Origin of the sequence: Lysobacter sp. TAF61 (assembly GCF_052113485.1) — a bacterium.
Lineage (GTDB): Bacteria > Pseudomonadota > Gammaproteobacteria > Xanthomonadales > Xanthomonadaceae > Lysobacter_J.
In genome coordinates this window covers 350,397-376,032 of sequence record NZ_JBFRDH010000003.1, presented here as the reverse complement: position 1 = coordinate 376,032, position 25,636 = coordinate 350,397, and the positions used below count along the sequence as shown (strand labels likewise).

At 66.3% G+C, this 25,636-nt stretch carries 18 protein-coding genes and 1 tRNA gene; 5 read left to right on the top strand and 14 right to left on the bottom strand.

Annotation, left to right across the window (positions count from 1 at the left end; genetic code table 11):
- Positions 1-13: 13 nt before the first annotated feature.
- The 6 genes from AB4Y64_RS09345 to AB4Y64_RS09320 all read right to left on the bottom strand — a co-directional run bounded on the left by AB4Y64_RS09345 (position 14) and on the right by AB4Y64_RS09320 (position 5,706).
- Positions 14-613: an RBBP9/YdeN family alpha/beta hydrolase gene (locus AB4Y64_RS09345; RefSeq protein ID WP_441816169.1), complete on the bottom strand. Its 600-nt coding sequence runs from the start codon at positions 611-613 to the stop codon at positions 14-16.
- Entirely contained in the window at positions 610-1,329 is a 720-nt protein-coding gene (locus AB4Y64_RS09340) for a DsbA family oxidoreductase (RefSeq protein WP_441816168.1), read from the bottom strand. Before AB4Y64_RS09340 ends, AB4Y64_RS09345 begins: the two co-directional genes overlap by 4 nt.
- Complete coding sequence (locus AB4Y64_RS09335) at positions 1,326-2,651, bottom strand: MFS transporter (protein WP_441816167.1); 1,326 nt, start codon at positions 2,649-2,651, stop codon at positions 1,326-1,328. The genes AB4Y64_RS09340 and AB4Y64_RS09335 overlap by 4 nt, the downstream gene beginning before the upstream one ends.
- Positions 2,652-2,696: 45 nt before the next feature.
- Complete coding sequence (locus AB4Y64_RS09330; protein ID WP_441816166.1) at positions 2,697-3,752, bottom strand: 3-keto-5-aminohexanoate cleavage protein; 1,056 nt, start codon at positions 3,750-3,752, stop codon at positions 2,697-2,699.
- Between the two features lie 111 nt (positions 3,753-3,863).
- A complete protein-coding gene (locus AB4Y64_RS09325; RefSeq protein WP_441816165.1) occupies positions 3,864-4,712 on the bottom strand; it encodes a TauD/TfdA dioxygenase family protein in 849 nt (282 codons plus the stop codon).
- A 13-nt stretch (positions 4,713-4,725) separates the two neighbouring features.
- On the bottom strand, positions 4,726-5,706 hold the full coding sequence (locus AB4Y64_RS09320; protein ID WP_441816164.1) for a quinone oxidoreductase family protein: 981 nt from the start codon (positions 5,704-5,706) through the stop codon (positions 4,726-4,728).
- A gap of 153 nt (positions 5,707-5,859) precedes the next feature.
- Here AB4Y64_RS09320 and AB4Y64_RS09315 point away from each other — a divergent pair, with 153 nt between their 5' ends.
- On the top strand, positions 5,860-6,900 hold the full coding sequence (locus AB4Y64_RS09315) for an AraC family transcriptional regulator (protein ID WP_441816163.1): 1,041 nt from the start codon (positions 5,860-5,862) through the stop codon (positions 6,898-6,900).
- A 39-nt stretch (positions 6,901-6,939) separates the two neighbouring features.
- On the opposite strand, the gene AB4Y64_RS09310 is transcribed toward AB4Y64_RS09315, so the two are convergent.
- From AB4Y64_RS09310 to AB4Y64_RS09300, 3 genes are all read right to left on the bottom strand, one after another.
- Positions 6,940-7,371 (bottom strand): CBS domain-containing protein, encoded by a 432-nt coding sequence (locus AB4Y64_RS09310; protein ID WP_441816162.1) that lies wholly within the window; start codon positions 7,369-7,371, stop codon positions 6,940-6,942.
- 229 nt (positions 7,372-7,600) lie between these two features.
- Positions 7,601-7,963: a hypothetical protein gene (locus AB4Y64_RS09305; protein WP_441816161.1), complete on the bottom strand. Its 363-nt coding sequence runs from the start codon at positions 7,961-7,963 to the stop codon at positions 7,601-7,603.
- The gene (locus AB4Y64_RS09300) at positions 7,960-8,154 is read right to left on the bottom strand and encodes a hypothetical protein (RefSeq protein WP_441816160.1); all 195 of its coding nucleotides are present in this window, start codon (positions 8,152-8,154) and stop codon (positions 7,960-7,962) included. The genes AB4Y64_RS09305 and AB4Y64_RS09300 overlap by 4 nt, the downstream gene beginning before the upstream one ends.
- 336 nt (positions 8,155-8,490) lie before the next feature.
- On the opposite strand from AB4Y64_RS09300, the gene AB4Y64_RS09295 reads away from it, so the two are divergent.
- Both AB4Y64_RS09295 and AB4Y64_RS09290 read left to right on the top strand, forming a co-directional pair.
- Positions 8,491-8,934, top strand: coding sequence for a fasciclin domain-containing protein (locus AB4Y64_RS09295; RefSeq protein WP_441816159.1), 444 nt, complete (start codon positions 8,491-8,493; stop codon positions 8,932-8,934).
- Positions 8,935-9,167: 233 nt separating this feature from the next.
- Positions 9,168-17,873: a GH36-type glycosyl hydrolase domain-containing protein gene (locus tag AB4Y64_RS09290; RefSeq protein WP_441816158.1), complete on the top strand. Its 8,706-nt coding sequence runs from the start codon at positions 9,168-9,170 to the stop codon at positions 17,871-17,873.
- Positions 17,874-17,907: 34 nt separating this feature from the next.
- On the opposite strand, the gene AB4Y64_RS09285 is transcribed toward AB4Y64_RS09290, so the two are convergent.
- From AB4Y64_RS09285 to AB4Y64_RS09275, 3 genes are all read right to left on the bottom strand, one after another.
- Entirely contained in the window at positions 17,908-19,893 is a 1,986-nt protein-coding gene (locus tag AB4Y64_RS09285; protein ID WP_441816157.1) for a hybrid sensor histidine kinase/response regulator, read from the bottom strand.
- A 64-nt stretch (positions 19,894-19,957) separates the two neighbouring features.
- Positions 19,958-20,047: transfer RNA gene (locus tag AB4Y64_RS09280), tRNA-Ser, on the bottom strand.
- A gap of 104 nt (positions 20,048-20,151) precedes the next feature.
- Positions 20,152-21,168 (bottom strand): LysR family transcriptional regulator, encoded by a 1,017-nt coding sequence (locus tag AB4Y64_RS09275; protein ID WP_441816336.1) that lies wholly within the window; start codon positions 21,166-21,168, stop codon positions 20,152-20,154.
- 104 nt (positions 21,169-21,272) lie between these two features.
- On the opposite strand from AB4Y64_RS09275, the gene AB4Y64_RS09270 reads away from it, so the two are divergent.
- The gene (locus AB4Y64_RS09270; RefSeq protein ID WP_441816156.1) at positions 21,273-21,854 is read left to right on the top strand and encodes an FMN-dependent NADH-azoreductase; all 582 of its coding nucleotides are present in this window, start codon (positions 21,273-21,275) and stop codon (positions 21,852-21,854) included.
- Between the two features lie 150 nt (positions 21,855-22,004).
- On the opposite strand, the gene serS is transcribed toward AB4Y64_RS09270, so the two are convergent.
- The gene (gene serS / locus AB4Y64_RS09265) at positions 22,005-23,297 is read right to left on the bottom strand and encodes a serine--tRNA ligase (RefSeq protein WP_441816155.1); all 1,293 of its coding nucleotides are present in this window, start codon (positions 23,295-23,297) and stop codon (positions 22,005-22,007) included.
- Positions 23,298-23,430: 133 nt separating this feature from the next.
- Between serS and AB4Y64_RS09260 the strand changes: the two genes are divergently transcribed.
- Complete coding sequence (locus AB4Y64_RS09260) at positions 23,431-24,087, top strand: energy transducer TonB (protein ID WP_441816154.1); 657 nt, start codon at positions 23,431-23,433, stop codon at positions 24,085-24,087.
- 2 nt (positions 24,088-24,089) lie between these two features.
- Here AB4Y64_RS09260 and AB4Y64_RS09255 read toward each other — a convergent pair whose 3' ends face one another.
- A complete protein-coding gene (locus AB4Y64_RS09255) occupies positions 24,090-25,556 on the bottom strand; it encodes an O-antigen ligase family protein (protein ID WP_441816153.1) in 1,467 nt (488 codons plus the stop codon).
- Positions 25,557-25,636 lie beyond the last annotated feature (80 nt).

The window sequence follows — 25,636 nt, the reverse complement described above, 5'->3', positions numbered from 1 at the left end:
GGTGCGGATGAGGTCAGGCTCGATCGAGCCTGGCGATCAGCTCAGGCGCCTGCGCCCATTCGCCGAATCCTGCCGCCGGATTGAGGTGGCCGACAGCGCCAAGGTCGACCAGCTCACTGCCCCAGTCGTGCGCCAGCGATTGCGCGCGCGTGAACGCGCACAGCGGATCATTGCGGCTGGCGGCCACCATGCTCGGGAACGGGAGCCGGGTCCGTGGAATCGGCAGCCAGGCGTGTTCGCGCAGCGTGTCCAGGGTGGGATAGCCGGCTGGGAAAGGAATCTCCATGTCGGCCGGCGTGGCCAGCAGCGCGCCCTTGATGGGACGATGCGACTGCGACTGACGCGCCTGTGACTGACGCGCCTGTGACATGCGGGCCGCCCAGTGCGCCACCATCATCACGCCGGCACTGTGGGCAACCAGGATCACCGGGCCGTCGATGGCCTGCAGCGCCTGATCCAGTGCCTGCACGCGCGCGGCGCAACTGAGCTTGTCCTGCTCCAGCGGCGGCACGGTGTGCACCCTGGGCAACCGCGCAGCCAGCAGGGTCTGCCAGTGGTCGGGCACGTGGTCGCGCAGGCCCGGTACGAGCAGCATAGTGGATGGCCTGGTCATGGTGATCCCTTCGGGCCGCGTTGGCGCCCTGCAAACGGTTGGAACCGGTCGAGACGATCACCGGCTTCGGTGACGACCGACATCTGCACGGCCTTGCTCATCGCCATGAAAAGCACGGCGGCATCGCGCGCACCCGACAGCGAGAGGTGTCCGTTGAAGTTGAAGTTCGGCACTCCCGATATAGCGGAACTTGCCGGCACGTTGTGTGCTTCGCCTGGCGCTGCGTCGACGAGACTTTCAGGCACGCCCACCTCGATCGCCAATGCACGCAGCGTCGCGGCATCGCCGATGTCCTCGCCGCGCTGGAAGTACGCGGCGAACAACCGTTCGAGCATGGCCTCGTACAGGCCCGGATCGCCCAGAGTCCCGGCCCGGCGCAACAGCCCGTGCGCACGCGCCGTATTGGGCATGCGCTCGATGGCGGCCAGGTCCAGCTCGAGGTCGACCGCCCTGGCAGCCATCGAGACCTGCATGCGGCGCTGCCGGACGGCCTCGGCCGAGCCCAGGCGCCGTTCGTAGAATTCGGCGAACGGCAGCCCCTGCTCCGGCACCTCAGGCAACAGCTGCACCGGACGCCACGTACTTTCGATGGCGACTTCGGGAGACGCTTCAGCGAACCTGCTGCGTGCAAGCGTCAGCTGGCGCTTGCCGATGTAGCACCAAGGGCAGACCAGGTCGAAATGGATACCGATCCGGAGCCTGTCGCCTGCGCTCACGCTTGCGCCTGCGCGCCGATACCCACGGTGCGCACGTGGCGACCGACGTGCTGGACGTCATCGAGGTAGTGGCGCCTGGCGAAATAGAACACGGCGGCAGCGGCAACGCTGACCAGCGGCACGAGCTGGAAGGCCTTCGCCAGCCCCAGCGCATCGGCGAGCATGCCGGTGACCAGCGGTCCGGCGGCCAGTCCGAGCAGGTTGTTGGCCAGCGTCAGCGTGGCAAATGCGGTGCCGTGGATCGGCAACGGCGTGAGGTTGGCGACCATGGCGCCGGCCGGCCCGCTGGTGCCGGCCGCCAGCATCATGCCCAGGCCGATCACGACCAGTTGCGGCACGCCGTGCGGCAGCGCGAATGCCAGCGAGAGCAGCGCGCAGCTGCCCAGGCAATAGGCGATGGCGAGGTTGAACTTGTGCTGCGGCGCGTTGCGGCACATGCGATCGCTGAGCATGCCGCAGGCGATCATGCCGATGCCACTGACCAGCACGATGAGTGCCGATACGCCACCGGCCACGTCCGTGGCCATGGCGTAATAGCGATTGAGGTAGCTCGGAATCCAGACGATGACGGTGCCGCCGACGAACAACTGCAGGCCGCTGCCGATGTAGGCCCCGACCACCGAGCGGCTGTCGATCAGGCTCCGCAGTGGCACGCGCGCGGCCGGCTCGGTGGCGACGCTCGCCTGGCCCGCTTGTGGTGCAGGAGCAATGCGCTTCTCGCGGACGATGATCGGGTACAGCAGCGCCAACGCCAGACCGAACAGCGCCATCGCGGCGAACGCCCAGCGCCAGCCCAGGTGCGCGGCCACGGCCCCGCCCAGTGCCATGCCGAGCACCGAGCCGAACATGCCACCTGCCATGAACGCACCGGTCAGCGTTGCCCGCATGTCCTTGGGAAACACCGACAGCACCACGGCGACACCAACGCTGCCGTAGGCCGCTTCGCCAACGCCGACGAAGAAGCGCGCGACCAGCATCTGCGGGTAGTGCTGCGCCAGGCCGCAGGCGAGCGTGGCCACGCTCCACACGGTCGCCATCAGCGCCAGGCTCCTGACCCGTCCGAAGCGATCGGCCAACAGCGACAGCGGGAAGGTCAGCAGCCCCACCATCAGCGCCACGATGCCGCTGAGCAGGCCCAGCCGCGCGTCCGTCAACGCCCATTCCTGCTTGAGCAGCGGAAACACCGCATTGAGTACCTGCCGCGACATGTAGTCCGACAGCAGCAGGCCGAAGCTCAGCCCGAACACCACCCAGGCATAGCGGCGCGGAATGCGCGCACCGGGGTCGTCGCTACCGTGATCGGGTTGGGAGAGGTAAGCCATGGAGTGGACCTGCAGTTCTGGGCGGGGCAGTTCAGGAGGCGGGCATCAGGCGGGCTGCGGAACGCCCTTCCAGAAGGGCCTGCGGTTCGGCGCGAAGCCATTGGCCGCCAGCGTCTCGTCGGCATCCTGGTAGAAGGTGCCGATCTTGTAGATCTCGCGCGCCTGCGCCGGTGTGGCGATGTCGCGGCCGAACTCGCGCGAGATCCGCACCAGCTGCTCGATCTGCGCGACGCTGCCCATCCTGGCGTCGCGGCGCTGGGTCCAGATGTTGTCTTCGTTGCCGCAGCGCACGTGCAGGCCCATCGCGATCGCCATCATGTTCAGCGGCAGCACGTTGAGCATCGACGACTCCAGCGTCAGCACCGAGCCATCCGGGCAGGCGCGGACGAAGTTGGCCAGGTTGTAGATGTTGGGCGCATCGAAGCCGCCGCCGATCGCCACCCAGGTCAGGATCAGCGGCACGTTGCAGGTGCCCTTGCGCATCATGCGCTCGACCGTCTCGATCTGGGTGATGTTGGCCAGCTGGAAGTGGGTCTGGATGCCATTGGCCGACAGCCGGCGGATGTGTTCCTCCACCCATTCCGGACCTGCCGGGATCGTCATCTCGCGGTACGCGCGGTAACCCTCCGGCGTGCCCAGGCTGGTGCCGGCCAGGTCCGCCTCGCACATCTGCTCGACGACGTTCATCTGGTTGGTGTTGATGGCGATGGTCACCTGGTCCGGCGCCGGCGACAGCTCGGCCAGCATGTGCCGGGTGTCATCGGACAACCACTTGGCGACGTTGCCCTCGCCTTCCGGCGCGAACGAGATCGAACCGCCCACCTGCAGGATCATGTCCGGCACGCGTGCGCGGATGCCGGCCAGCAGTTCGTTGAACATCGACAGGCGCTTGGAGCCCTTGCCGTCGAGTTCGCGCACGTGCATGTGCAGCACGGTGGCGCCGGCGTTGTAGCAGTCCACCGCCTTCTGGATGTGTTCCTCCATCGTCACCGGGATGTCCTCCGGGAAGTCGGCCGGCATCCACTCCGGACCGTACGGCGCGGCGGTGATCACCAGCTTGGGCTGGTTCTCGGGGAACAGCGATCCATCGAGGAAGTTCATGGGTATCTCCGTGAAAGGCGCTGCTGCGATGCGATGCGATCGGGTCGGCAGTCGAGCGGGACGAATGAGGTCGAATGAGTTCGAAGGAAGCTGGACGGGTTCGGGCGACGGTCAGCGCGGCACGTCGCCGATGATTCCGGCGCGCTCCATCTTTCGATGGCACGGCGGGTAATCCATCACGGCGTAATGCTGGGTGCTGCGGTTGTCCCAGATGGCGATGCTGTTGGGCTGCCAACGCCAGCGAACCTGGTACTCGGGGATATGGGCCTGACTGATCAGGTACTGCAGCAGCTGCTGTCCACCGGCCGTGTAGTCCTGGCCATAACGCACGTTCTCGGGCGTATGAAAGTTGGTGAAGTGCGTGGCGTAGGCATTGACGAACAGGATCTTCTCGCCGGTATCGGGATGGATCCGCACCACCGGGTGCTCGGCATCGGGGAACTGCGCCTTCAATGCCAGGCGCTTGTCGATCGGCATCGCCGCGCCAAACGTCGCTTCGATGCTGTGCCTGGCGCGCAGGCCTTCGATCTGCTGCTTGATGTGCGCGGGCAGCTTCTCGTAGGCGAGCACCATGTTCGCCCACATGGTGTCGCCGCCGGTCGGTGGGCACTCGACGCATCGCAACACGGCGCCGAACGGCGGCGCCACGCGCCAGGTGGCATCGCTGTGCCAGGCGTTTTCGTAGCGTTCGTTGGGCTGCCCGGGCGACTTGTAGATTCGCACCAGCCCCGGGTGTTCGGGGTCGCTGCCGGAGACCGGGTGATCCTCCAGCTCGCCGAAGCGGCGGGCGAAGGCCACGTGCTCGGCGCGGGTGATGTCCTGGTCGCGCAGGAACATCACTTTGTGTCGGACCAGCAAACGGCGCAGTTCCTGGAACAGGTCGTCGTCGTGGACAGCGTCGGCCAGGCTGACGCCGGACAGTTCGACGCCGATGGCATAGGTCAATGGTTCGACGCGCATGTCTGTGCTCATCTCAGATGACGAAGATCGACGACCCGGTGGTTTTGCGCGCTTCCAGGTCGCGATGCGCCTGCACGGCATCCTTCAAGGCGTAGCGCTGGTTGATCTCGATGCGGATGCGGCCAGCGGCGACGTGGTCGAACAGTTCCGCAGCAAGCTCGGCCTTCTCGGCCGGGTCGGCGATGTAGTCGGCCAGCGCCGGGCGGGTCACGTACAACGAGCCCTTCATCGCCAGCAGTTGCGGATTGAACGGTGCGATCGGACCCGAGGCGGTGCCGACGCAGACCATCAGGCCACGGCGCTTGAGCGAATCGAGCGAAGCATCGAAGGTGGTCTTGCCGACGCTGTCGAACACCACCGACACGCCAACGCCATTGGTCAGTTCGCGAACGCGCGCGGCGACGTCTTCATGGCTGTAGTTGATGACGTGATCGCAACCGTGGGCACGGGCAATCTCGGCCTTGGCCTCGGTGGACACCGTGCCGATCACGGTCAGGCCCAGCAGCTTGGCCCACTGCGCGACGATCAGGCCGACGCCACCGGCGGCGGCGTGCAACAGGATGGAGTCGCCAGGCTGGAACGGGTGGATCCGGCGCAACAGGTAGGCGGCGGTGAGGCCGCGCATGGTCATTGCCGCCGCGGTTTCGCAGGCGATCGCCTCGGGCAGCTTGATCAGCGGCGCAGCCGGCACCAGGCGCTCGGTGCTGTACGCGCCCAGGGTGTTGATGAATCCGGTATAGGTGACACGGTCGCCGACGCTGACCTGGTCGACGTCCGCGCCGACCGCCTCCACCACGCCCGCCGCCTCCACGCCCATTCCGGCCGGCAGCGGGATCACGTAGGTGCCGTTACGGAAGTAGGTGTCGGCGTAGTTCAGGCCGGCCGCGACGTGGCGCAGGCGAACCTGTCCAGGACCCGGTTCGCCTACCCCGACCGACTCGTAGCGCAGTACCTCGGGGCCACCGGCCTGGTGGAAACGAATTGCATGGGCCATGGCAGTTTCTGAAGCCTCTCGACTATGAATCGGGGTGCCCCCCGAGGGGGCGAACGGCTTCGACTATAGGCAGGGCAAGCGCTGCAGTTCTTGCCAGACGGCGACAGCAACTTGCCATATCATGACAACCCGGCCGACCCCGCGGAGCGCCCCATGAGCAGCCTGATTCGCGCCGCCACGCTCAAGAACTATTTCGAGGTGGCGCAGCAACTGGGCCTCAATCCGCAGCCCCTGCTACGCGCGGCCGGGCTCAGCCGGACCATGCTGGCCGACCCGGAACGAAGGATTCCGGCGACCGCCGCCGTGAAGCTGCTGGAGGACTCGGCGCAACAGACCGGCTGCGAGACCTTCGGCCTGCGCATGGCCGAGTCGCGGCAATTGTCGGACTTCGGCGTGGTCAGCCTGTTGCTGATCCACCAGCCGACACTGCGCGACGCCCTGGTCACGACCATGAAGTACCGCCACCTGCTCAACGAGCTGCTGGCGATCCATGTCGAGGAGCGTGGCCGGACGGTCGTGATCCGCGAAGAGTTCGTTCCCGGCCCGGGCCCGACCTCGCGCCAGGCCATCGAGCTGGCGATGGGCGCGTTGTACCGGCTGTGCGGATTCCTTCTGGGCCCGCACTGGAAGCCGCACAGCGTGAACTTCACACACGGCGCGCCGGAGAACCTGCTGGTCCACCGCCGCGTGTTCCGCTGCGCCACCGAGTTCGACCGCGACTTCAACGGCATCGTCTGCGACGCCGCCGACCTGAGCTATCGCAACCCCTCCGCCGACCCGGCCATGGCGCTGTATGTAAAGCGACTGGTCGAAGCGCTGCCGGCGCCGACGAAGAACTCCATCATCACCGACGTGCGCAAGGACCTCTACATCCTGATGCCGATGGGACAGGCGACCATCGAGCAGGTGGCGCACGGCCGCGGCATGAACGTGCGTACGCTGCAGCGCCGGCTGGAGGAAGGCAACGCGACCTTCTCCGACATCCTCAACTCGGTGCGCACCGACCTGGTCGTGCGCTACATGGAAAACAGCCAGTACTCGCTGCAGGTGGTTGGCAGGTTGTTGGGGTTCTCCGCGCCGAGCTCGTTCACGCGCTGGTTCGCCGCCGAGTTCGGCATGGCGCCGCGTGCGTGGCGCAAGGACTTCCGCCAGCGCAGCGAGACGCGCAGCAAAGGCGCCCGTCCGGACGCCTGAGCTTCATGCAGGAGCGAGTGCGGTCGCTGACCGCGCGATTCAGTGCGCCGCGATGTAGATGTCGCGCAGCACGTCGCGCTCGATCGACAGTTCGTCGAGCCGGTTCTTGACGATGTCGCCCAGGCTGACGATGCCGACGAGGACATCATTGTTGATCACGGGCAGGTGGCGCAGGCGTGCGTGCGTCATCAGCGACATCGCCTGCTTGATGCTGGCGTCCGGGGCAATGCTTTCGACGACGCCCTTGAGGAACTGGTGCAACGGACGGGTGCCGGCCTGCGCGCCATCCTCGGCCACGGCGGCCACGATGTCCTGTTCTGAAACCACGCCTACCGGCTGCGCATCGCGGGTGACCACGAGCGCGGCGATCTTGTGGGACGTCATCTTGCGGGCTGCCGCGCCAATCGTGTCGCCGACATCGATCGTGACCACGGCGCCGGACTTGGCCTTCAGCAGTTCTTGAATCTTCATGAAACGTGACCTCGGGAGCATCAGGCTGCATCCACGGGGAGCAGCCAGCAGGTTGAAGGGCAACTCCGCAACTTCAAGGCTGCGGAGCCAACGGCCTTCACCCGGCTTCCGGGTCGCTGACCGCAAGGCAAAGCTTGCGCTTCGCCGCGGGCATCAACAGTTCAATGGGCGCTACATACTGTTGCAGCGGCCACCGCAACAGATGTATGCGCGCGCGGTCCGCGCCTGTTCAGGCGCCCGTTCCGCTCGGCAGGCTATCGGCGATCGCTTTCAGACGCGCCAGCGCCTCCTCCGGGCCAAATCGCCCGGAGCGGCCGTAACTGCCCTTCTCCGGATGGCTGTCGGAACACACGCTTGAAAGGACGGAATCGGCCAAGTGTTGATGCGGAGCGATGCGATCGGCCAGCTTGTCCAGGACTGCAAGCTCCGCCGGACCGGCCTCATGGCCATCCAACGCATACCGCCAATAGAAGTTGTCGTACGAGGCGCAGAAATCCCAGAAAGGAAGTCGCCCGGAAGCACACTCCCGCAGCAGCTCGTCATGGCGATCGAGATCGGCAACCAGCTCGGATTCCTGAGAGTGCACGTTCATCGCCCCTGGATGCCACGCGCCCGCAAAAGAAACGTCTTGAGCGCTTCGGCATAGCTGTAGTCCGCGGGAGACAGGCGCACCTGCACATCCTCCAACTGGGAGCGAAAGGCCCAGCAGAGCGCAAGCATCTTTTCGTGGCCTTCCGCCTGGATTACGGCGGTGCGGCGTCGCACTTCGATCATGTTGTCCATGACAGGCCCGTCCGTGGCAGGCCTAAGGGCAGAGGCGTTCGACAACGCAGTGCGGCCTAGAATGTAGCACCTTTGCAGCGGCATCACCGAAGTTTCACCGACACACACCGCCCGATGAACACATTCGCCGTTGTGTCGTCAGATCACGAATAACTAACAGGCCGCGGTGCAACCTCCGCTGGCACTACGACGCAATGTCGTAACGGCCACTCAGCCGCGCAGTACGCCCCATTCCCCATCCGCACTGAGCCCTTTCGCCCCTGCCACCGGCAGGGGCCTGGCTTCGGCCGTTCCCGATTCCGTACCACTGCGGATCGCATCAAAGGCAATCATTCCATGGATACCGTCACCAATACCCCCAACAGCAAGAACCTCGTCGACACTGCCGCCGCGAATGGTTCGTTCAAGACCTTCGGCAAGGCAATCGACCGCGCAGGCATGAGCGACACGCTGCGCGGCGTGGGCCCGTTCACTGTCTTCGCGCCGACCGATGCAGCGTTCGAGAAGTTGCCGGAAGGCCGCCTGGAGAATCTGTTCAAGCCCGAGAACAAGGAAGAGCTCGTCTCGCTGCTGAACTATCACGTTGTCAGCGGCCGCAAACTCGTTGCCGACATCGGCAAGTGGGATGCAGCCAAGACCGTCAACGGCCAATCCGCTCCGATCAAGATGACCGACGACAAGGTCAGCATTGATGGCGCGCTGGTTACTTCAGCCGACATCGGCTCGAGCAACGGCATCATCCACGGCATCGACAAGGTCAACGTTCCGACCAAGCAGTAATGTCGTCGGATTGACCAGGGAACGGCGGGGCTTGCCTCGCCGTTTCCTTTTCTGTGGAGGACCTGGTTCTGTGGAGGACCGCGGCCGTCACGCGGCCGCAGGGTCCGGACCTGGCCGCTGGCGCGGCACTCCCCTGGCAGGGTCGAGTGGTGTGGTCGAGCTTTCACGTCCGGGCCCAGGCCCGGATGCAAGGATGGATGCCACGACGGCGCCCCCGGCCCACAGGATATCCAATGCCCAACCGCTGGAGCATATTCAGTCGCTGGTTGCGCTTGCGCAGGCGTTTGTGGCGATGGCGCCGCGCGGCGACAAAGCGGACGCTTCAAGCCGAAGCGCCGCTGCGCTCACAGTTGTTCAACGCCGAGCAGATGGAGCTTCACGGCAGGGCGCTGGCCCGTTCGCACCGGGTGCATTCGCGACCGGGCCCGGAGCGGCTGCTGGACCGTCTCGAGGAGAACGAGGGCCTGCTGGACGATGCCAGCACACTGCTCACGCGGATGGTGCAGCAGGAGATGCGCATCACCCCCGCCGGTGAGTGGTTGCTGGACAACTACTATCTGGTGGAAGAACAGATCCACACCGCGCGCAGGCACCTTCCCAAAGGCTACAGCCGCCAGCTGCCCTCGTTGCGCGAGGGGCCGTCGGCCGGCCTTCCCCGTGTCTACGACCTCTCGCTGGAGGCGATCGCGCATGGTGATGGCCGTATCGATGGCGAGAACATCAGCCGATTCGTGGCTGCCTACCAGTCGGTCACCGCGCTGAAACTCGGCGAGCTGTGGGCAATTCCCATCATGCTGCGGCTGGCCCTGATCGATAATCTCCGCCGCATGGCCGTGCGGGTCATGCGCGATGGCGTGGACCATCGGCTGGCGAGCGAATGGGCCGAACTGCTCAACGAGACCGCTGCGGCCAATCCCAAGGACGTCGTACTGGTGGTCGCCGACATGGCGCGCTCCAGGCCCCCACTATCGGGCGCCTTCGTCTCCGAGCTGACGCGAGGACTGCAGGGTCGCGGATCGGTGCTGTCCATGGCGATCACGTGGCTGGAACAGTGGGTCGCGGACGGCGGCCACAGAATCGAGGAACTGGTTCACCTGGAAAGCCAGCAACAGGCCGCCGACCAGGTCTCGATCAGCAACAGCATCGCCAGCCTGCGCTTCCTGGCCAACATGGACTGGCGCAATTTCGTCGAGAGCATGAGCGTGGTCGAGCACCGTCTGCGCGAAGACCCTGCCGGCACGTATGCCCTGATGGATTTCAGCACGCGCGACAGTTACCGCCACGTGGTGGAGACCATCGCACGCCTCAGCGGCGCCACCGAAGAGGATGTCGCCGACATCGTGCTGCAGCTGGCACAGGCCGACGCGGACGCGGCCATTGACCCGATCCAGGCGCACGTCGGCTATTACCTGGTCGATGACGGGGTGAAACAGACCCGGGCCGCCGTGGCAGCGGCCAGTCAGGCCCACCGGCTCGCGAGGCTGCCATCTCGCCGCATTCCGCTGCCGGTCTACCTGGCGCCGATCGCCGCGATCACCGGACTGTTCGCATGGGGCCTGCTGTCGGATGTTGCCCGCATTGCGGCGCCTGCCGTCCCGCTGTGGGTACTGCTGGCGCTGGCGGTGGTGGCCTTCAGCGAAATGGCCATCGCCCTCGTCAACTGGGCTGCGACCCTGCTGGTGGCGCCGCGGCCGTTGCCGCGAATGGATTTCTCGAAAGGCATTCCAGCCCAATCGCGCACGCTCGTGGTGGTACCCAGCATGCTCGGCAGTGCGCAAGGCGTCGACAGCCTGGTGGAAGGGCTGGAAGTACGCTTTCTGGCCAACCGCGACCGCCATCTCCACTTCGCGTTGCTGACCGATTTCCTCGATGCAGACGAGCAGACCATTCCCGCGGACGAAGCGCTCGTGGCGCGGGCCGTGCAGCAGATCGAACTGCTCAATACGCGCTATGCGCCAGAAAGCGGCGACTTGTTCTTCCTGTTCCACCGCCCGCGCCAGTGGAATCCACGCGAAGGTCGCTGGATGGGCTACGAGCGCAAGCGCGGCAAACTGGCGGCGCTGAATCAGCTGTTGCGCGGCAAGGGTGATGAGGACTTCCTGCAGGTGACCGGCAAGACCGCCGTGCTCGGCGACGTGCAGTACGTGATTACCCTGGATACCGATACCCGCCTTCCACGCGATGCGGCCCGCGAGTTCGTCGCCACCCTCGCCCACCCGCTGAACCGCGCCCGCTTCGACTCGCGTCAGCACCGGGTCATGCGCGGCTACGGCATCCTGCAGCCAAGCGTGGGAACGAGCCTGGGAGGACGCCGCAGCTCGCGCTACGCGCGCATGTTCGGCAGCGAGCCTGGCATCGACCCGTACACGCGCACCGTATCGGACGTTTACCAGGATCTGTTCGGTGAGGGCTCGTTCGTCGGCAAGGGCATCTACGACGTGGATGCGTTCGAGTCCGCGCTGGCCGATCGCTTTCCCGACAACCGCATTCTCAGCCATGACCTGCTGGAAGGCTGCTACGCGCGTGCAGGGCTGGTCAGCGACGTGCGCCTGTTCGAGGAATATCCATCACGGTACGCAGCCGATGTGAAGCGGCGCTATCGCTGGATTCGCGGCGACTGGCAACTGCTGCCCTGGCTGCTGCCGTGGGTCCCGCGCGCAACCGGGGGCTACGAGCGCAGCCCGCTGTCGTGGTTGTCGCGCGGCAAGCTGCTGGACAACCTGCGACGCAGTCTGGTGCCGGTCGCCGCCACGTCGTTGCTGGTGCTGGGCTGGCTGTTCTCGCCCCATCCGCTGGCCTGGACAGGATGGTTGCTGTGCCTGTGGCTGCTGCCTGTGCTGCTGCCTGCGCTTCGCGACGCCTTCGTCATTCCGGTGGACATGCCACTGGAAGCCCATCTGGTACGGATCGGAAACTCCACGCTGCGCCAGTTGCAGCGTGGCCTGGTAAACATTGCCTGCCTGCCATACGAAGCCTTCCTGAGCCTGGGCGCGATCGCGCGCACCCTGTGGCGCCTGGCAGTCAGTCGCCGGCACCTGCTGCAGTGGAACCCCTCCAGCGAGGTGGAGCGAAGCCTGGGCAGCGGCATGGGGGCGGAGTTCCGCGGCATGGCGCCGGCGCCGCTGTTCGCGGTCGCCGTGACGGTGCTGCTGGCGCTCGTGCAGCCTTCGTCACTGTGGGTTGCGGCTCCCCTGCTGGGGCTGTGGTTGCTGTCGCCGGCGATCATGGCCTGGATGGGCCACCCGCCCTCGCGGCCCGACGCCAACCTGTCCGCCGGCCAGCTGGCATTCCTGGGCAGGCTGGCACGCCGCACCTGGGGATTCTTCGAAACCTACGTCCGCGCCGAAGATCACTGGCTGCCGCCGGACAACGTGCAGGAGCATCCGGCACTGGTGGTGGCACGACGCACGTCGCCGACCAACATCGGCCTGTCGCTGCTGGCCAACCTCTCGGCCTACGACCTGGGCTACGTGCAGGTGGGCACGGTGATGGAGCGCACGCGACTGGTGTTCGCCACGCTGGAAGGGCTGCCGCGCCATCGTGGCCATTTCTTCAACTGGTACGACACCGAGACGCTGCAGCCGCTGCATCCGCGCTACATCTCCACAGTCGACAGTGGCAACCTGGCCGGGCATCTGCTGACCCTTCGGCAAGGGCTGCTGGCGCTTGTCGACGCGCCGGTGCTGTCGGGCTGCACATTCGACGGACTGGCCGATACCGTCGGCGTCCTCGACGAAACGCGCAGGGACGCAGGCCTCGGCAATGAAGCACTGGTCGCGGCGGTGGCCAACTTCCGTGCCGCGCTCGAACCTGCCCGTGCGCAGCCGCCCGCCACCATGGGCGATGCCGAACGCACCCTTTCGCAACTGTTGCTGCGCGCCGGTGAGATTCACGCCGTCTGGCCGAAGATCGCCAGCGATGACACGAACGCACCGCATTGGCCCACCCTGCTGCTTGAGACCTGCGAGGCCGCACTGGCCGAGCTGCGCCTGTTCGCGCCCGACCAGGCGGAGGATGCCGCTGAAGGTGCCGCGGCCAGCCAGCCCGTTCCCACGCTATCGCAGCTGCGCCAGCAGCCCTCGGCTGGGCAGGCGTCGACACGCGCGCGCGAACGCATCCACCAGCTCGAAAGGCTGGCGCATGTCGCGGGCCAGTTCTCGCTGATGGAATACGAGTTCCTTTACGACCGCGCGCGCCACCTGCTGTCGATCGGCTACAACCTCGACGAACACCGGCTGGATGCCGGCTTCTACGACCTGCTGGCATCGGAAGCGAGGTTGTGCAGCTTCGTGGCGATCGCCCAGGGCAAGCTGCCACAGGAAAGCTGGTTCGCATTGGGACGGCTGCTGACCGAGGTCAACGGCGATGCCACGCTGTTGTCGTGGAGCGGCTCGATGTTCGAGTACCTGATGCCGCAACTGGTGATGCCCAGCTATCCCGATACCCTGCTGGACCAGACCTCGAACCATGCGGTGGAGGCGCAGATCGCCCATGGTGCACAGCGGTCGGTGCCGTGGGGGGTGTCGGAGTCCGGATACAACACCGTCGATGCCCGCATGAACTACCAGTACCGCGCCTTCGGCGTGCCGGGACTGGGGCTCAAGCGCGGCCTGGGCCAGGACCTGGTAATCGCGCCCTATGCCAGCATGATGGCGTTGATGGTGGCGCCGGAAGCGGCGTGCCAGAACCTGCAGCGACTGACCGCGCTGGGCTTCGGCGGTCACTTCGGCCTGTACGAAGCGATCGACTACACGCCCACACGCGTTCCGCATGGCCAGGAATTCGTGGTGGTGCGCTCCTTCATGGCCCACCACCAGGGCATGGGCCTGCTGTCGCTGGACCATCTGTTGCGCCACCAACCGATGCAGAAGCGCTTCGTCGCCGATGCCGAATTCCAGGCCACCGTGCTGCTGTTGCAGGAGCGCATCCCGCATACCGGTGTGTTCCACCCGCACGAAGCCGAGACCCTGGGCACGCGCGCAACGCCGGGCGAGTCGGAGACTCAACTGCGCGTCTTCCGCAATCCAGGCACCACACGACCTGCGGTGCAGATGCTGTCGAACGGCCGTTACCACGGTTTGCTGACAAGCGCCGGCGGCGGCTACAGCCGGCATCGCGAGATGGCCGTCACGCGTTGGCGCGAGGATGGCACCCGCGATCATTGGGGCAGCTTCTGCTACCTGCGTGATGTCGAAAGCGGCGAGTTCTGGTCGGCGGCCCTGCACCCGACCGGCGTCCCGGTGGAACAGTACGAGGCGATCTTCTCCGATGCCAAGGCTGAATTCCGCGGACGCAAGCGCGGCTATGACAGCCACCTGGAGATCGCCATTTCGGCCGAGGACGACATCGAACTGCGCAGGGTGCGGCTCAGCAATCGCAGTCGGCGCACGCGCACGATCGAGATCACCACCTACGCCGAGGTCGTGCTGGCCCCGGCCATTTCCGATGAACTGCATCCGGCATTCAGCAACCTGTTCGTCCAGTCCGAGATCGCGCGGGAGAAGCAGGCGTTGATCTGCACCCGGCGGCCGCGCGCGCACGATGAGGTGCCGCCGTGGATGTTCCACCTGGTCGCGGTGCATGACGCCGACATCAGTGCGATCTCCTACGAAACCGACCGTGCGCGCTTCCTCGGGCGGGGCAACACGCCGCGCGTTCCGCGCGCGCTCTCGACCGATGAAGCGCTGTCGGATACCCAGGGGTCGGTGCTCGATCCCATCGTGGCGATACGCTGCAGGATCGAACTGGCGCCTGAACAGACCGCGATGATCGACATGGTCTACGGCGTAGGCGCGGACCGCGATGCCTGCCTGGAACTGGTCGACAAATACCGTGACCGTCGCCTGGCCGACCGCGTGTTCGACCTGGCCTGGACCCACAGCCAGGTGGTCAGGCGCCAGATCAACGCTTCGCAGGCCGATGCGCAGCTCTACGAGCGCCTGGCCGGGCTGATCGTCTATGCGCATCCGTTGCTGCGCGCCGACGCGGAGGTGCTGCTGCAGAACCAGCGCGGCCAGTCCGGGCTGTGGGGCCATGCGATCTCCGGCGACTTGCCCATAGTGCTGCTGCAGATCGCCGACTCGGACAACATCGAACTGGTTCGCCAGATGGTGCAGGCGCATGCGTACTGGCGATTGAAAGGCCTGCGAGCCGACCTGGTGATCTGGAACGAGAGCCAGGCCGGATACCGGCAGCAGTTGCAGGAACAGATCCTGGGGATGGTTTCCGCCGACCCGGAGGTCAACGTGCTCGACCGCCCTGGTGGCATCTTCGTGCGTCCCGCCCAGCAGATCTCGCAGGAGGACCGCATCCTGCTGCAGTCGGTGGCGCGGGTGATCGTCAGCGACCAGAAGGGCACGCTCGCCACCCAGGTTGGCCGCCACGTGACGCCGGAACGCACGGTCCCTGACCTGCTGCCGGACGTGGAAACCACGCCCGACGTGCCGGATGCAGACGGATGGGCCGGCTTGCCACCGGCCACGACCGGCGTCGACATGGAAGATGCCTGGCCATTCGACGCGGTCGCCGACGAATTGCTCTTCGACAACGGTACCGGTGCCTTCTCGGCCGATGGTCGCGAGTACGTGATCGTCTCGCGCGAAGGTGCCCCCACTCCGGCACCGTGGTCCAACGTGCTGGCCAACGAGAATTTCGGCACCGTGGTGAGCGAAAGCACCCCGGGCTATACCTGGTTCGAGAACGCACACGAGTTCCGCCTGACCCCGTGGCATAACGATCCGGTCGCCGACACCGGCGGTGAAGCGTTCTATCTGCGCGACGAGGAAACCGGACACGTCTGGTCGCCGATGCCATTGCCGCGTCGCGGTCGCGGTGCCTACCGCACCCGTCACGGCTTCGGCTACAGCGTCTACGAACACATCGAGGATGGCATCGCCAGCGAGTTGTGGGTGTATGTCGCCACCGAGGATGCCGTCAAGTTCTCGGTGCTGAAGCTGCGCAACCTGTCCGGCCGCGAACGTCGCCTGTCCGCGACCGGCTACGTTGAATGGGTTCTGGGTGACCTACGGGTCAAGTCGCAGATGCACGTTGTCAGCGAGCTCAATACCGACATCGGCGTGCTGACGGCGCGCAACCCCTACAACACGGAGTTCAGTGGGCGCGTCGCCTTCTTCGACACCGATGCCAGCGGTTGCAGCTACACCGCCGACCGCACCGAGTTCCTGGGCCGCAACGGCAGCCTGGATGACCCGGCGGCGTTGCGGCGCGAGCGCCTGTCCGGCCGGCTCGGCGTGGGACTGGACCCGTGTGCGGCCATCCAGGTGCCACTGACCCTGGGCGATGGCCAGGAGGTGGAAACGGTGTTCCGCCTGGGCGTCGGCAAGGACTATGGCGAAGCCCTGCAGCTGGCGGCAAGGTCGCGCGGCACACAGCGGGCCCACGATGTGCTCGATACCGTGCGTATCCATTGGCGCCATGTGCTGTCCACCGTACAGGTGAAGACACCGGACCCGAGCGTCGACGCACTGGCCAATGGCTGGCTGCTTTACCAGACGTTGGCTTGTCGATATCTGGCGCGCAGCGGCTACTACCAGTCCGGCGGGGCGTTTGGTTTCCGCGACCAGCTGCAGGACACCATGGCGACCGTGCACGCCATGCCGGCGCTCACGCGCGAGCACCTGCTGCTGTGTGCAGCGCACCAGTTCCCGCAAGGCGACGTTCTGCACTGGTGGCACCCGCCGCAGGGACGCGGTGTGCGCACGCGTTGCTCGGACGATTATCTGTGGCTGCCACTGGCTGCGTGCCGATACCTGGCGGTGACCGGCGATACCAGCGTGCTGGACGAGAACGTGCGCTTCATCGACGGGCGCCCGGTCAATCCCGACGAAGAATCCTATTACGACATGCCAGTGGCCTCGTACCTGCAACAGCCGTTCTACGACCACTGCGTGCTGGCGTTGCAACGCGGCTGCTCGCTGCTGGGCGAACGCGGCCTGCCGCTCATCGGCACCGGCGACTGGAACGACGGCATGAACCGGGTCGGCGAGGCCGGTCGCGGCGAGAGCGTATGGCTGGGCTTTTTCCTCTTCGACGTCCTGCAGCACTTCAAAGAGGTTGCCCACGCTCGTGGCGACGACACCTTCGCCGCCTATTGCCATGACCAGTCGCAGCGATTGCGCGCGAACCTGGAAGCCCATGGCTGGGACGGAAAGTGGTATCTGCGTGCGTGGTTCGACGACGGCACTCCGCTGGGCTCCACCAGGAGCGACGAATGCAGGATCGACTCCATCTCGCAAAGCTGGTCGGTGCTGTCGGGCGCCGCCGACGACGCGCGTGCGCGCCAGGCCATGGCATCGCTGGACCGCTATCTGGTGCGGCGCGATGCCGGGCTGATCCAGCTGTTGGATCCTCCGTTCGACCGGACCACCAATGACCCCGGCTACATCCGCGGTTACGTGCCCGGGGTGCGCGAGAACGGCGGGCAGTACACGCATGCCGCGGTGTGGGCGGCGATGGCGTTCGCCCGGCAGGGAGATTCGGCGCGGGCCTGGGAGCTTGCGCGCATGATCAATCCCGTCAACCACGCACTCGATGCCGATGATGCCGCGCGCTACAAAGTCGAACCGTACGTACTGGCCGCCGACGTGTACGGGGTGGCGCCGCATGTGGGCCGCGGAGGATGGACCTGGTACACCGGTTCGGCGGGCTGGATGTATCGCCTGCTGACCGAATCGCTACTGGGCCTGCAGCGCACCGGTGCCCACATGTCGCTGCATCCGTGCCTGCCCGCCGACTGGCCCGAGTACCGCCTGCAATACCGTTACGGGACCAGCCTGTACTCGATCCGGGTCAAGCAGCGTGATACAGGACCTGCAACGCTGCGCCTGGATGGCGTCGAACAGGCGGACTTCGGTTTCCCGTTGGTCGACGACGGCGTCCTCCACCACGTCGAGGCGGAATGGCCTCTTCCCGCGCCATGAGCGCGCGGACGCGGGCGAGCGACCTGCGCAGGCCCTAGGTTTTGCAGGCGGCGGGCAGTTCGGAACCTCGCCCCGAGCCTTGCAACGATGCAAGCAACCTGACGAGGATGGGAATCGCGACGGGCTTGACCAGGTGATGATCAAACCCCGCGGCAAACGCGCGTTCGCGGTCGGCGGGCTGGTCCCAGCCGGTCAACGCGATGAGTGGCACTTTGACTCCGCGCGCCCGGAGGGCGCGGGCAACATCATAGCCGGTCATTCGGGGCATTCCGATGTCGAGGATCACGACATCCGGGTCGACACTCTCGAACTGGGCCAGGGCGTCAGCGCCGTTGTCGACGACATGCACCACCGCGCCAGACAGGCGCAGCACTTCGGCAAGGCTGTTGCCGGCATCGCATACATCATCGGCAAGCAGCAATCGAAGTCCGGGGACGATGGCAGCGTCGTTCCGGCTGGGATCGGCCAACAAACCCTCGCCGTTGTCGGGTAACGGAATTCGCAGGGTGAAGGTGCTTCCCTTGCCCGGACCGCCGCTGGAGCCGTCGAGCGAACCTCCGTGCAAGGCGGCCAGGCGGCGCGACAGTGTCAAGCCGATACCGAGTCCCTCCTGGTGAGATGACCTCGCCGACCCTCCCCGGGTGAACATCTCGAACAGGTGTGGAATGTCCGAAGGCTCCATGCCCATGCCGGTGTCGCTCACCGACAGCAGCAACGAGCCATCGGCCACGTGGGCACGCAGCACGATGTCGGCGCCTGGCTCGGAGTACTTCGCGGCGTTGTTCAGCAGGTTCGTCAGGATTTGCGCCAGGCGGACGCGATCAGCCTGCAGCACCAGCGACGGTACCGGCATATCGATGGCCAACCGATGGCGGCCTGCGTCGATTTCCGGCTGCACGGCTTCCACAGCACTCTCCACCACCACCCCAAGCTCGACCGGCTCGAGCTGCAACGACACGTTCCCCCGGGTGATGCGCGACACATCCATCAGGTCGTCGACGAGACGCACGAGGTGGTCGACCTGGCGCTCCAGGACCTCGTGGATCTGGACGTGCGGGCTGTCGGCACTGGTCGTGTGACGAAGGATCTGGATCCCGTTGCGCAGGGGAGCCAGCGGATTGCGGAGCTCGTGGGACAGCGTCGCCAGGAACTCGTCCTTGGCCCGGTCGGCCTCGGCCAGCCGGTCTGCGTGTTCGCGAACGATCTGCTCGGCGGCTTGCCGATCGGTGATATCCCGCGTGGTCCCCGCCACGGCGACCACGTCGCCGGCAGCGTCGAACACGGGAGCGAAGATGTAGTCGTAGATGCGGCGACCGTTGGTGCCGGTGAACGGGATCTCGCCCCGGATCGGCGCCTTGGTCGCGATGACCTGCGCCAGCTCACGGTCGTGCATGTCGGCGTGCCACTGCTCGTAGCCCAGCTCCATCCACACCTTCCCGCGCACGTCCTCGACGCCCCACACTTTCCGCAGGGAGTCGTTGGCGTAAATGGCGCGCAAGTCGGTGCCGAAGATGTAGACGAAATCGGGCGTGTTGTTGAGTGCGGTTTCGTAGATGCGGCGCTGGTGCTCGGACTGGGCAGTCAGGCGTTCGCGGTCCATCGCATCCAGGATGGCCGTCGAGCCGTGACGCCGCTCGGTCGCCGCGTCCTCCGCCTGATGGAGGATGTATTCCACATCACCGGCGTCATTGAGGATCGGGCTGTTGACCGCCGACCGGTAGCGCTCCACGACATTGCCAGTGGAAGGATCAAGGACGTCGAATCGCTGCGCGTGGTGGTCCGTCGAGCGGGTCCGTATCACGCGTTCGAACGAGGCGGTAAGCGAGGCCACGCACCCTGGCGCCTGCGGCGAGTCGGGAAACAACTCGAAGTACGGACGCCCGAGGGTGTTGCCCGGGTCTACCGAGGTGGAGCGCATTTGCCGGGTCATGGCGACAACCGGAAATCCCGGGACCGCTCGCAAGAGAACCGATCCGCCCTGAAGGCTCTCGAAAACACGGTTCAAATTGCGCGTATCCATGGGCGCGTTGGCTGGGTTCACGGAGGCTTAGGCTACAACAGCGGCCGTTCCCAGGCTGCAAGCATGGCGGAGAGAGTGGGATTCGAACCCACGGTGGTATTGCTACCACGGCGGTTTTCAAGACCGCTGCCTTAAACCACTCGGCCATCTCTCCGGATTGTCTGGCGACTACGCTTCACGCATGACCCGCCTGGCGGGTCGCGCATTGTCGCATGCCTTCGCGCTGTCAAGCCTGCGTGCCGTCGGGCCTGCGTGCCGTCAGGCCTGCGTGGGAATGCGGATTTCTGCCGCCGGAATCGGAGCGGTCGCGTCCTCCGGGCACGGCATGCCCTTGATCTCTTTGCATTGCAACCGGGCCGACTCGACCAGTCCGGGCGCCTTTTCGGCAATGAAATCTATGAATACCCGCACCGCCGGCAACAGGCCGCGGCGCGAGGCGAACACGGCGTGGAAGATGCCCTGCGGCAGGCGCCAGTTCGGCAGCACCACTTCCAGCTCGCCGCGCCGCACGGCGTCGGCGCAGATGGTCTCAGGCAGCAGGGTGATGCCGACGCCCTGCTGGGCCAGCGACATCAGCATCGGGAAGTCGAAGCCCATCACGCGCGGCTTGAGTTCGACCCGGCGCACGTCGCCATCGGGGCCGTGCAGCTCCCAGCGCTGGCGCGCGTCGTCCTCGCTCATGCTGAGGGTGACGTGCTCGCTGAGTTCGTCCGGGTTCTTGGGCCGGCCCATGCGGCGCAGATAGTCGGGGCTGGCGACGAGCAATTCCTGGATCTGGCCGAAGCTGCGCATCACCAGGCTGCCGTCGTCGTCGAGCTTGGCGCGCACGCGCAAGGCGACGTCGATGCCTTCATTGATGATGTCGACGCGGCGATTGCTCACCAGCAACTGCACCCGCACCTGCGGGAACCGGGCGAGGAACTCCGGCAGCAACCTGGGCATCTGCTGCTGGGCCATGCCGACCGGGACGCTGACGCGAATGACGCCCCGCGGCTCGGCGCTGAGGCGGTCGACCACTTCGTGCGCCGCCTGGGCCTCGGCCAGCATCGACTGGGCGTGCCGGTAGACGCTGTTGCCGACGTCGGTGACGGCGAAGCGGCGCGTCGAGCGCTGCAGCAGGCGAACGCCCAGATCGGTCTCGAGCTGGCTGATGCGGCGGCTCAGGCGAGACTTGGGGATGCCCAGCGCGCGCTCGGCCGCGGCGAAACCGCCGTGCTCGACCACCATCGCAAAGTAGTACAGATCGTTCAGGTCCTGCATGGCGATAATTCCAATTCCAGAACAGTTAGTGGTAGTTGACCAGCTTTATCCCAAATAAGCAACGGCCTAGATTGTCGTCCAACCCGGCACTCCCGCCGTATCTGCTGCAGAGGCCCGTCATGAAGCTCCTTCACCTCGACTCCAGCGCCCTGGGCGCCAATTCCATTACCCGCGAACTCAGCTCGGCGATCGTCAATCGCTGGCAGGAGTCGCATTCCGGCTTGAAGGTCGAGTACCGCGACCTCGACGCCGATCCGATCCCGCACCTGACCGGCCGTGCCCTGGCCAAGGCCGACCAGGCTGAGGCCGATGCCGCCGAGGCGGTGATCCAGCAGTTCCTGGATGCCGACGTAGTGGTGATCGGAACCCCGTTTTACAACTTCAGCATCCCCTCGACGCTGAAGGCCTGGATCGACCGTGTCGCCGTTGCCGGCCGCACGTTCCACTACACCGAAGCCGGCCCCGAGGGCCTGGCCGGTGGCAAGCGCGTGATCATCGCCAGCGGTCGCGGCGGCATCTACGGCGACACCAGCCCGGCCGACTTCCAGGAGTCGTACCTGCGCCATGTGTTTGGCTTCCTGGGCGTGACCGATCTGGAGATCGTCCGGGCCGAAGGCGTGGCCTACTCCGACCAGCACCGCACCGACGCCCTGGCCGCTGCCCATGCGTCCATCCGTTCGCCTCTGGCACAGGCCGCCTGATAACCCCCGAGGATTCCCCTTCCTTGATTCAGGCCGCCTGACTGGGCGTTCCCGCCCCACCCCTCCCCGCTTGGGGCGGAAACGCAACGGGCCCGCGATGCGGGCCCGTTTTTTTTGTCCGGTCGGAACCGGTCATTCAATGCGGGAGCGTCAGGCGATCCGCTCCTGGCCGCCCATGTACGGACGCAGGATGTCGGGCACGGTGATCGAGCCGTCCTCGTTCTGGTAGTTCTCCATCACCGCGATCAGCGCACGGCCCACGGCCACGCCCGAACCGTTGAGGGTATGCACCAGCTCGGGCTTGCCCGTCGCCGGATTGCGCCAGCGCGCCTGCATGCGCCGCGCCTGGAACGACTCGCAGTTGGAGCACGAGGAAATCTCGCGGTAGGTGTCCTGCGAAGGCAGCCAGACCTCCAGGTCGTAGGTCTTGGTCGCGGCAAAGCCCATGTCGCCGGTACACAGCAGCACGCGGCGATACGGCAGGCCGAGCTTCTCCAGCACCACTTCGGCGCAGCGGGTCATGCGGTCGTGTTCGGCGTAGCTCTCTTCCGGCTGCGCGATGGTGACCAGCTCCACCTTTTCGAACTGGTGCTGACGGATCATGCCGCGGGTATCGCGGCCGTGGCTGCCGGCTTCGGCGCGGAAGCACATCGAATGCGCGGTCATGCGCAACGGCAGTGCCTCGGCCTCGACGATCTCGTCGCGCACGATGTTCGTCAGCGGCACTTCCGAGGTCGGGATAAGGTAGCGTTTGTGCGCGCTCTCGCCGTCGCCGACCACGGTGGCAAACAGGTCGTCCTCGAACTTCGGCAGCTGGCCGGTGCCGCGCATGCTGTCGGCGTTGACCAGCAACGGCACGCTGGTTTCCTGATAGCCGTGCTCATTGGTGTGCAGGTCAAGCATGAACTGCGCCAGCGCGCGATGCAGGCGAGCGAGCTGCCCGCGCAGCACGGTGAAGCGCGCGCCGCTGAGCTTGGCCGCGGTGTCGCCGTCGAGCCAGCCGTTGCGTGCGCCCAGTTCGACGTGGTCCTTGACCGCGAATTCGAAAGCACGCGGCGTGCCCCAGCGGTGCTGCTCGACGTTGTGGCTTTCGTCCTGCCCGGCCGGCACCGATTCGTGCGGCAGGTTGGGCAGGGTCAAGGCGATCGCCTCGATCTCGCCGCGGATGGTTTCCAGGCGCGCCTCGCTGGCTTTGAGCTCATCGCCGAAGCCGGCGACTTCGGCCATCAGCGGCGCCACGTCCTCGCCCTTGGCCTTGGCCATTCCGATCGCCTTGGAACGGGTATTGCGCAGGTTCTGCAGCTCCTGGGTCCGGACCTGGATCTGCTTGCGCTCGCCTTCCAGCGCTTCCAGCGCATTGGCGTCGAGGTCGTAGCCCCGGCTCTGGCGCAGGCGCAGCGCGAGTTCGGCGGGGTTTTGGCGCAGCAGGTTCGGATCGAGCATGTCGGGGGCGTGGGGTGATCGAGGTCGCGATTATCGCGTGGAATGGCACTCAGCGGCATCCCGAGCCGTCTGGTTGCCGAATCATTAACGCTGCGATGGTCAGAATCGCCTGAGAATCCCTGACGGACGGCCCATGTCCCTATCCGCTCCTGCGACCCCGCGCCTTCCGTCGGCAGCTTCGCTGTCCAGCTGGCTGCCATCCCGACGCTCACTGCTGTGGGTCCTGCTGGCGTTCATGGCAGGCCTGGTGCTGTTTGCCCTGGTCCTGTCCCTGGGTCGAAACCGCGACGCCGGACGCGATGTCGGCTCGTTGCCCACCACCGCTTCGCCCGACTACGCCCCACTGCCTGCGCCCATGCCGGCCGCAGGAGCCGACAGCGCCAGTCGCGTGGCCAAGCCACCGGGCAGCGACACCACCGGAGGCGACGAACAACCGCGCCTGGTGGAGACCGCGCCTCCCGTTGCGCCCCCGACCCTGCCGCACCCCGCCCCGGCGCCGGTTGCCGTTGCCACTACCCGGCCCGAACCGCTTCCGGGTCAGACGCCCTCGCCGCGATACCCAACCCAGTCGTTGCGTCGTGGCGAAAGTGGCACCGTCAACGTGCGGGTCGAGATCGGAGCCGATGGCGTTCCGGCACAGGTCAGCGTCGAAGGCAGCAGCGGATCACGCTATCTCGATCGTGCCGCAGTGGACGCCGTTCGCCGCTGGCGTTTTCGTCCGGCCATGAGCAATGGCCAGCCGGCCAGTGGCTCGGTGATCGTGCCGATCAGGTTCGACGCCCAGCGCTAGCGTCACGCGCCGGCGGCCGAACCGCGGCGCCGGATCAATGCATAGGCGATGCAGCAGCCAAACAGCAGCTCCTGCGGCGCGCGCGCGTACTCGAAACGCCATAGCAGCGAATCGAACGAGTTGGCGACCAGGACGATGCCGACGCAGCCGATCAGCGCCCAGAAGCTCGCGGTGGAAATGATCCCGGTGCGCCATGCCAGGTAGAGCTCGCGCATCACCATGGCGAACACCAGCAGCAGCAACAACGAGCCCACCAGCCCAATCCCCACCAGCGCATCGAGGTAGGAGTTGTGCAGGTGGACATGGTGTTCGCCGGCCAGGTCCAGGTGCGCGGCGTCGATCAGCACTGGCGTGGAGTCCAGGCCCCATCCCAGCAGCGGGCGCTCCTTGAAACGCGCGACGCCCAGCTCGTACAGACGCATACGGATGCCGATGGCCTTGTTGCCAGGAACCGTGGTGTCGATGGTACTGGTGGGCGGAACGTCGGCAGAAGCCTCGGAGACCGCCGCGGGGATGCCCGGATTTCCAGCGGGTCTGGCTGCTGCCGGTTCAGCAGACGCGGTGCTGTTACGGGCAGGCGCGGTGGCATCAGGCGACGGCGTCGGCGACCCGGTCGCGGCCACCGAGGTTGAAGCCTCCTCCGCGACCGGCAGCAACCGGTCAGCGCCGGCAAAGCGCACCGAGAAAATGTCCCACGCCGCCAACGTCAGCAGCACCGAGATCACCGCCACCAGCGCGATCGGCTGCCACGGCAGCGACCGCAGCCCGCGCGGACGCCGCGTCAGCCAGTAACCCAGGATGGCCACTGGCGTGGCCGAGAGGAATGCGAGCCAGGCGCCACGCGACTGCGAGAACAGCAGAACGCAGAAGCTGCCGGCATAGGCGATCAACCCCGCCGCGATCAGCCAGCCGCGACGCTGGCCGCGTGGATGGTCGCGCCAGACGCCGATCAACAGGCACATCGCCAGCCAGCCACCGACCGCAGCCAACTGGCCGCTGAGGTTCTCCGGTATGCCGAATCGCGGGCGCACCTGGCCATCCCAGATGCCCGGCAGCGAATGCCACGGCATGTGGTACAGCACGGCCACGAGCAGACCCAGCACCATCAGCCCCAGCAGCCCTGGAATGGCGCGCGGATGGATCGACAGCCACCAGCCCACGACGCAGCAGAACACGCCCAGCCGGACCAGCTTGGCGACGATGGACAGCTGGCCCGAGTAATCGGTCTGGGGCACGACCCAGGTCGCATATGCCGCGTGCACGAGCAGGAAGGCGATGAAGATGCCCAGCACCCGCACGACCGGCAATGCCTTCAGCTCCCGCCACGGCGCCCAGCCGGCGAACAACATGGCCAGCAGGGCGATCGCCGCACCAGACTCCGGGCGCAGGTACAGACCGAAGTCGGTCATGGCGAAGAACGCCAGGAATCCCAGGCCGCACAAAGCGACCCGCAGCAATCGCGGGGACACGTGGGCAGACACGACGGCTGCCGCGGGCACATTCCGACCCGCACGGCGGCCGGTCATGCCCGTGTGAAAAGTCTGCTGGG

What these genes read in the sequence shown, in the direction of transcription:
- AB4Y64_RS09345 (WP_441816169.1), bottom strand. Translation starts at nt 613, where the DNA reads ATGACCAGGCCATCCACTATGCTGCTCGTACCGGGCCTGCGCGACCAC.
- AB4Y64_RS09335 (WP_441816167.1), bottom strand. Translation starts at nt 2,651, where the DNA reads ATGGCTTACCTCTCCCAACCCGATCACGGTAGCGACGACCCCGGTGCG.
- AB4Y64_RS09330 (WP_441816166.1), bottom strand. Translation starts at nt 3,752, where the DNA reads ATGAACTTCCTCGATGGATCGCTGTTCCCCGAGAACCAGCCCAAGCTG.
- AB4Y64_RS09325 (WP_441816165.1), bottom strand. Translation starts at nt 4,712, where the DNA reads ATGCGCGTCGAACCATTGACCTATGCCATCGGCGTCGAACTGTCCGGC.
- AB4Y64_RS09320 (WP_441816164.1), bottom strand. Translation starts at nt 5,706, where the DNA reads ATGGCCCATGCAATTCGTTTCCACCAGGCCGGTGGCCCCGAGGTACTG.
- AB4Y64_RS09315 (WP_441816163.1), top strand. Translation starts at nt 5,860, where the DNA reads ATGAGCAGCCTGATTCGCGCCGCCACGCTCAAGAACTATTTCGAGGTG.
- AB4Y64_RS09310 (WP_441816162.1), bottom strand. Translation starts at nt 7,371, where the DNA reads ATGAAGATTCAAGAACTGCTGAAGGCCAAGTCCGGCGCCGTGGTCACG.
- AB4Y64_RS09305 (WP_441816161.1), bottom strand. Translation starts at nt 7,963, where the DNA reads ATGAACGTGCACTCTCAGGAATCCGAGCTGGTTGCCGATCTCGATCGC.
- AB4Y64_RS09300 (WP_441816160.1), bottom strand. Translation starts at nt 8,154, where the DNA reads ATGGACAACATGATCGAAGTGCGACGCCGCACCGCCGTAATCCAGGCG.
- AB4Y64_RS09295 (WP_441816159.1), top strand. Translation starts at nt 8,491, where the DNA reads ATGGATACCGTCACCAATACCCCCAACAGCAAGAACCTCGTCGACACT.
- AB4Y64_RS09290 (WP_441816158.1), top strand. Translation starts at nt 9,168, where the DNA reads ATGCCCAACCGCTGGAGCATATTCAGTCGCTGGTTGCGCTTGCGCAGG.
- AB4Y64_RS09285 (WP_441816157.1), bottom strand. Translation starts at nt 19,893, where the DNA reads ATGGATACGCGCAATTTGAACCGTGTTTTCGAGAGCCTTCAGGGCGGA.
- AB4Y64_RS09270 (WP_441816156.1), top strand. Translation starts at nt 21,273, where the DNA reads ATGAAGCTCCTTCACCTCGACTCCAGCGCCCTGGGCGCCAATTCCATT.
- serS (WP_441816155.1), bottom strand. Translation starts at nt 23,297, where the DNA reads ATGCTCGATCCGAACCTGCTGCGCCAAAACCCCGCCGAACTCGCGCTG.
- AB4Y64_RS09260 (WP_441816154.1), top strand. Translation starts at nt 23,431, where the DNA reads ATGTCCCTATCCGCTCCTGCGACCCCGCGCCTTCCGTCGGCAGCTTCG.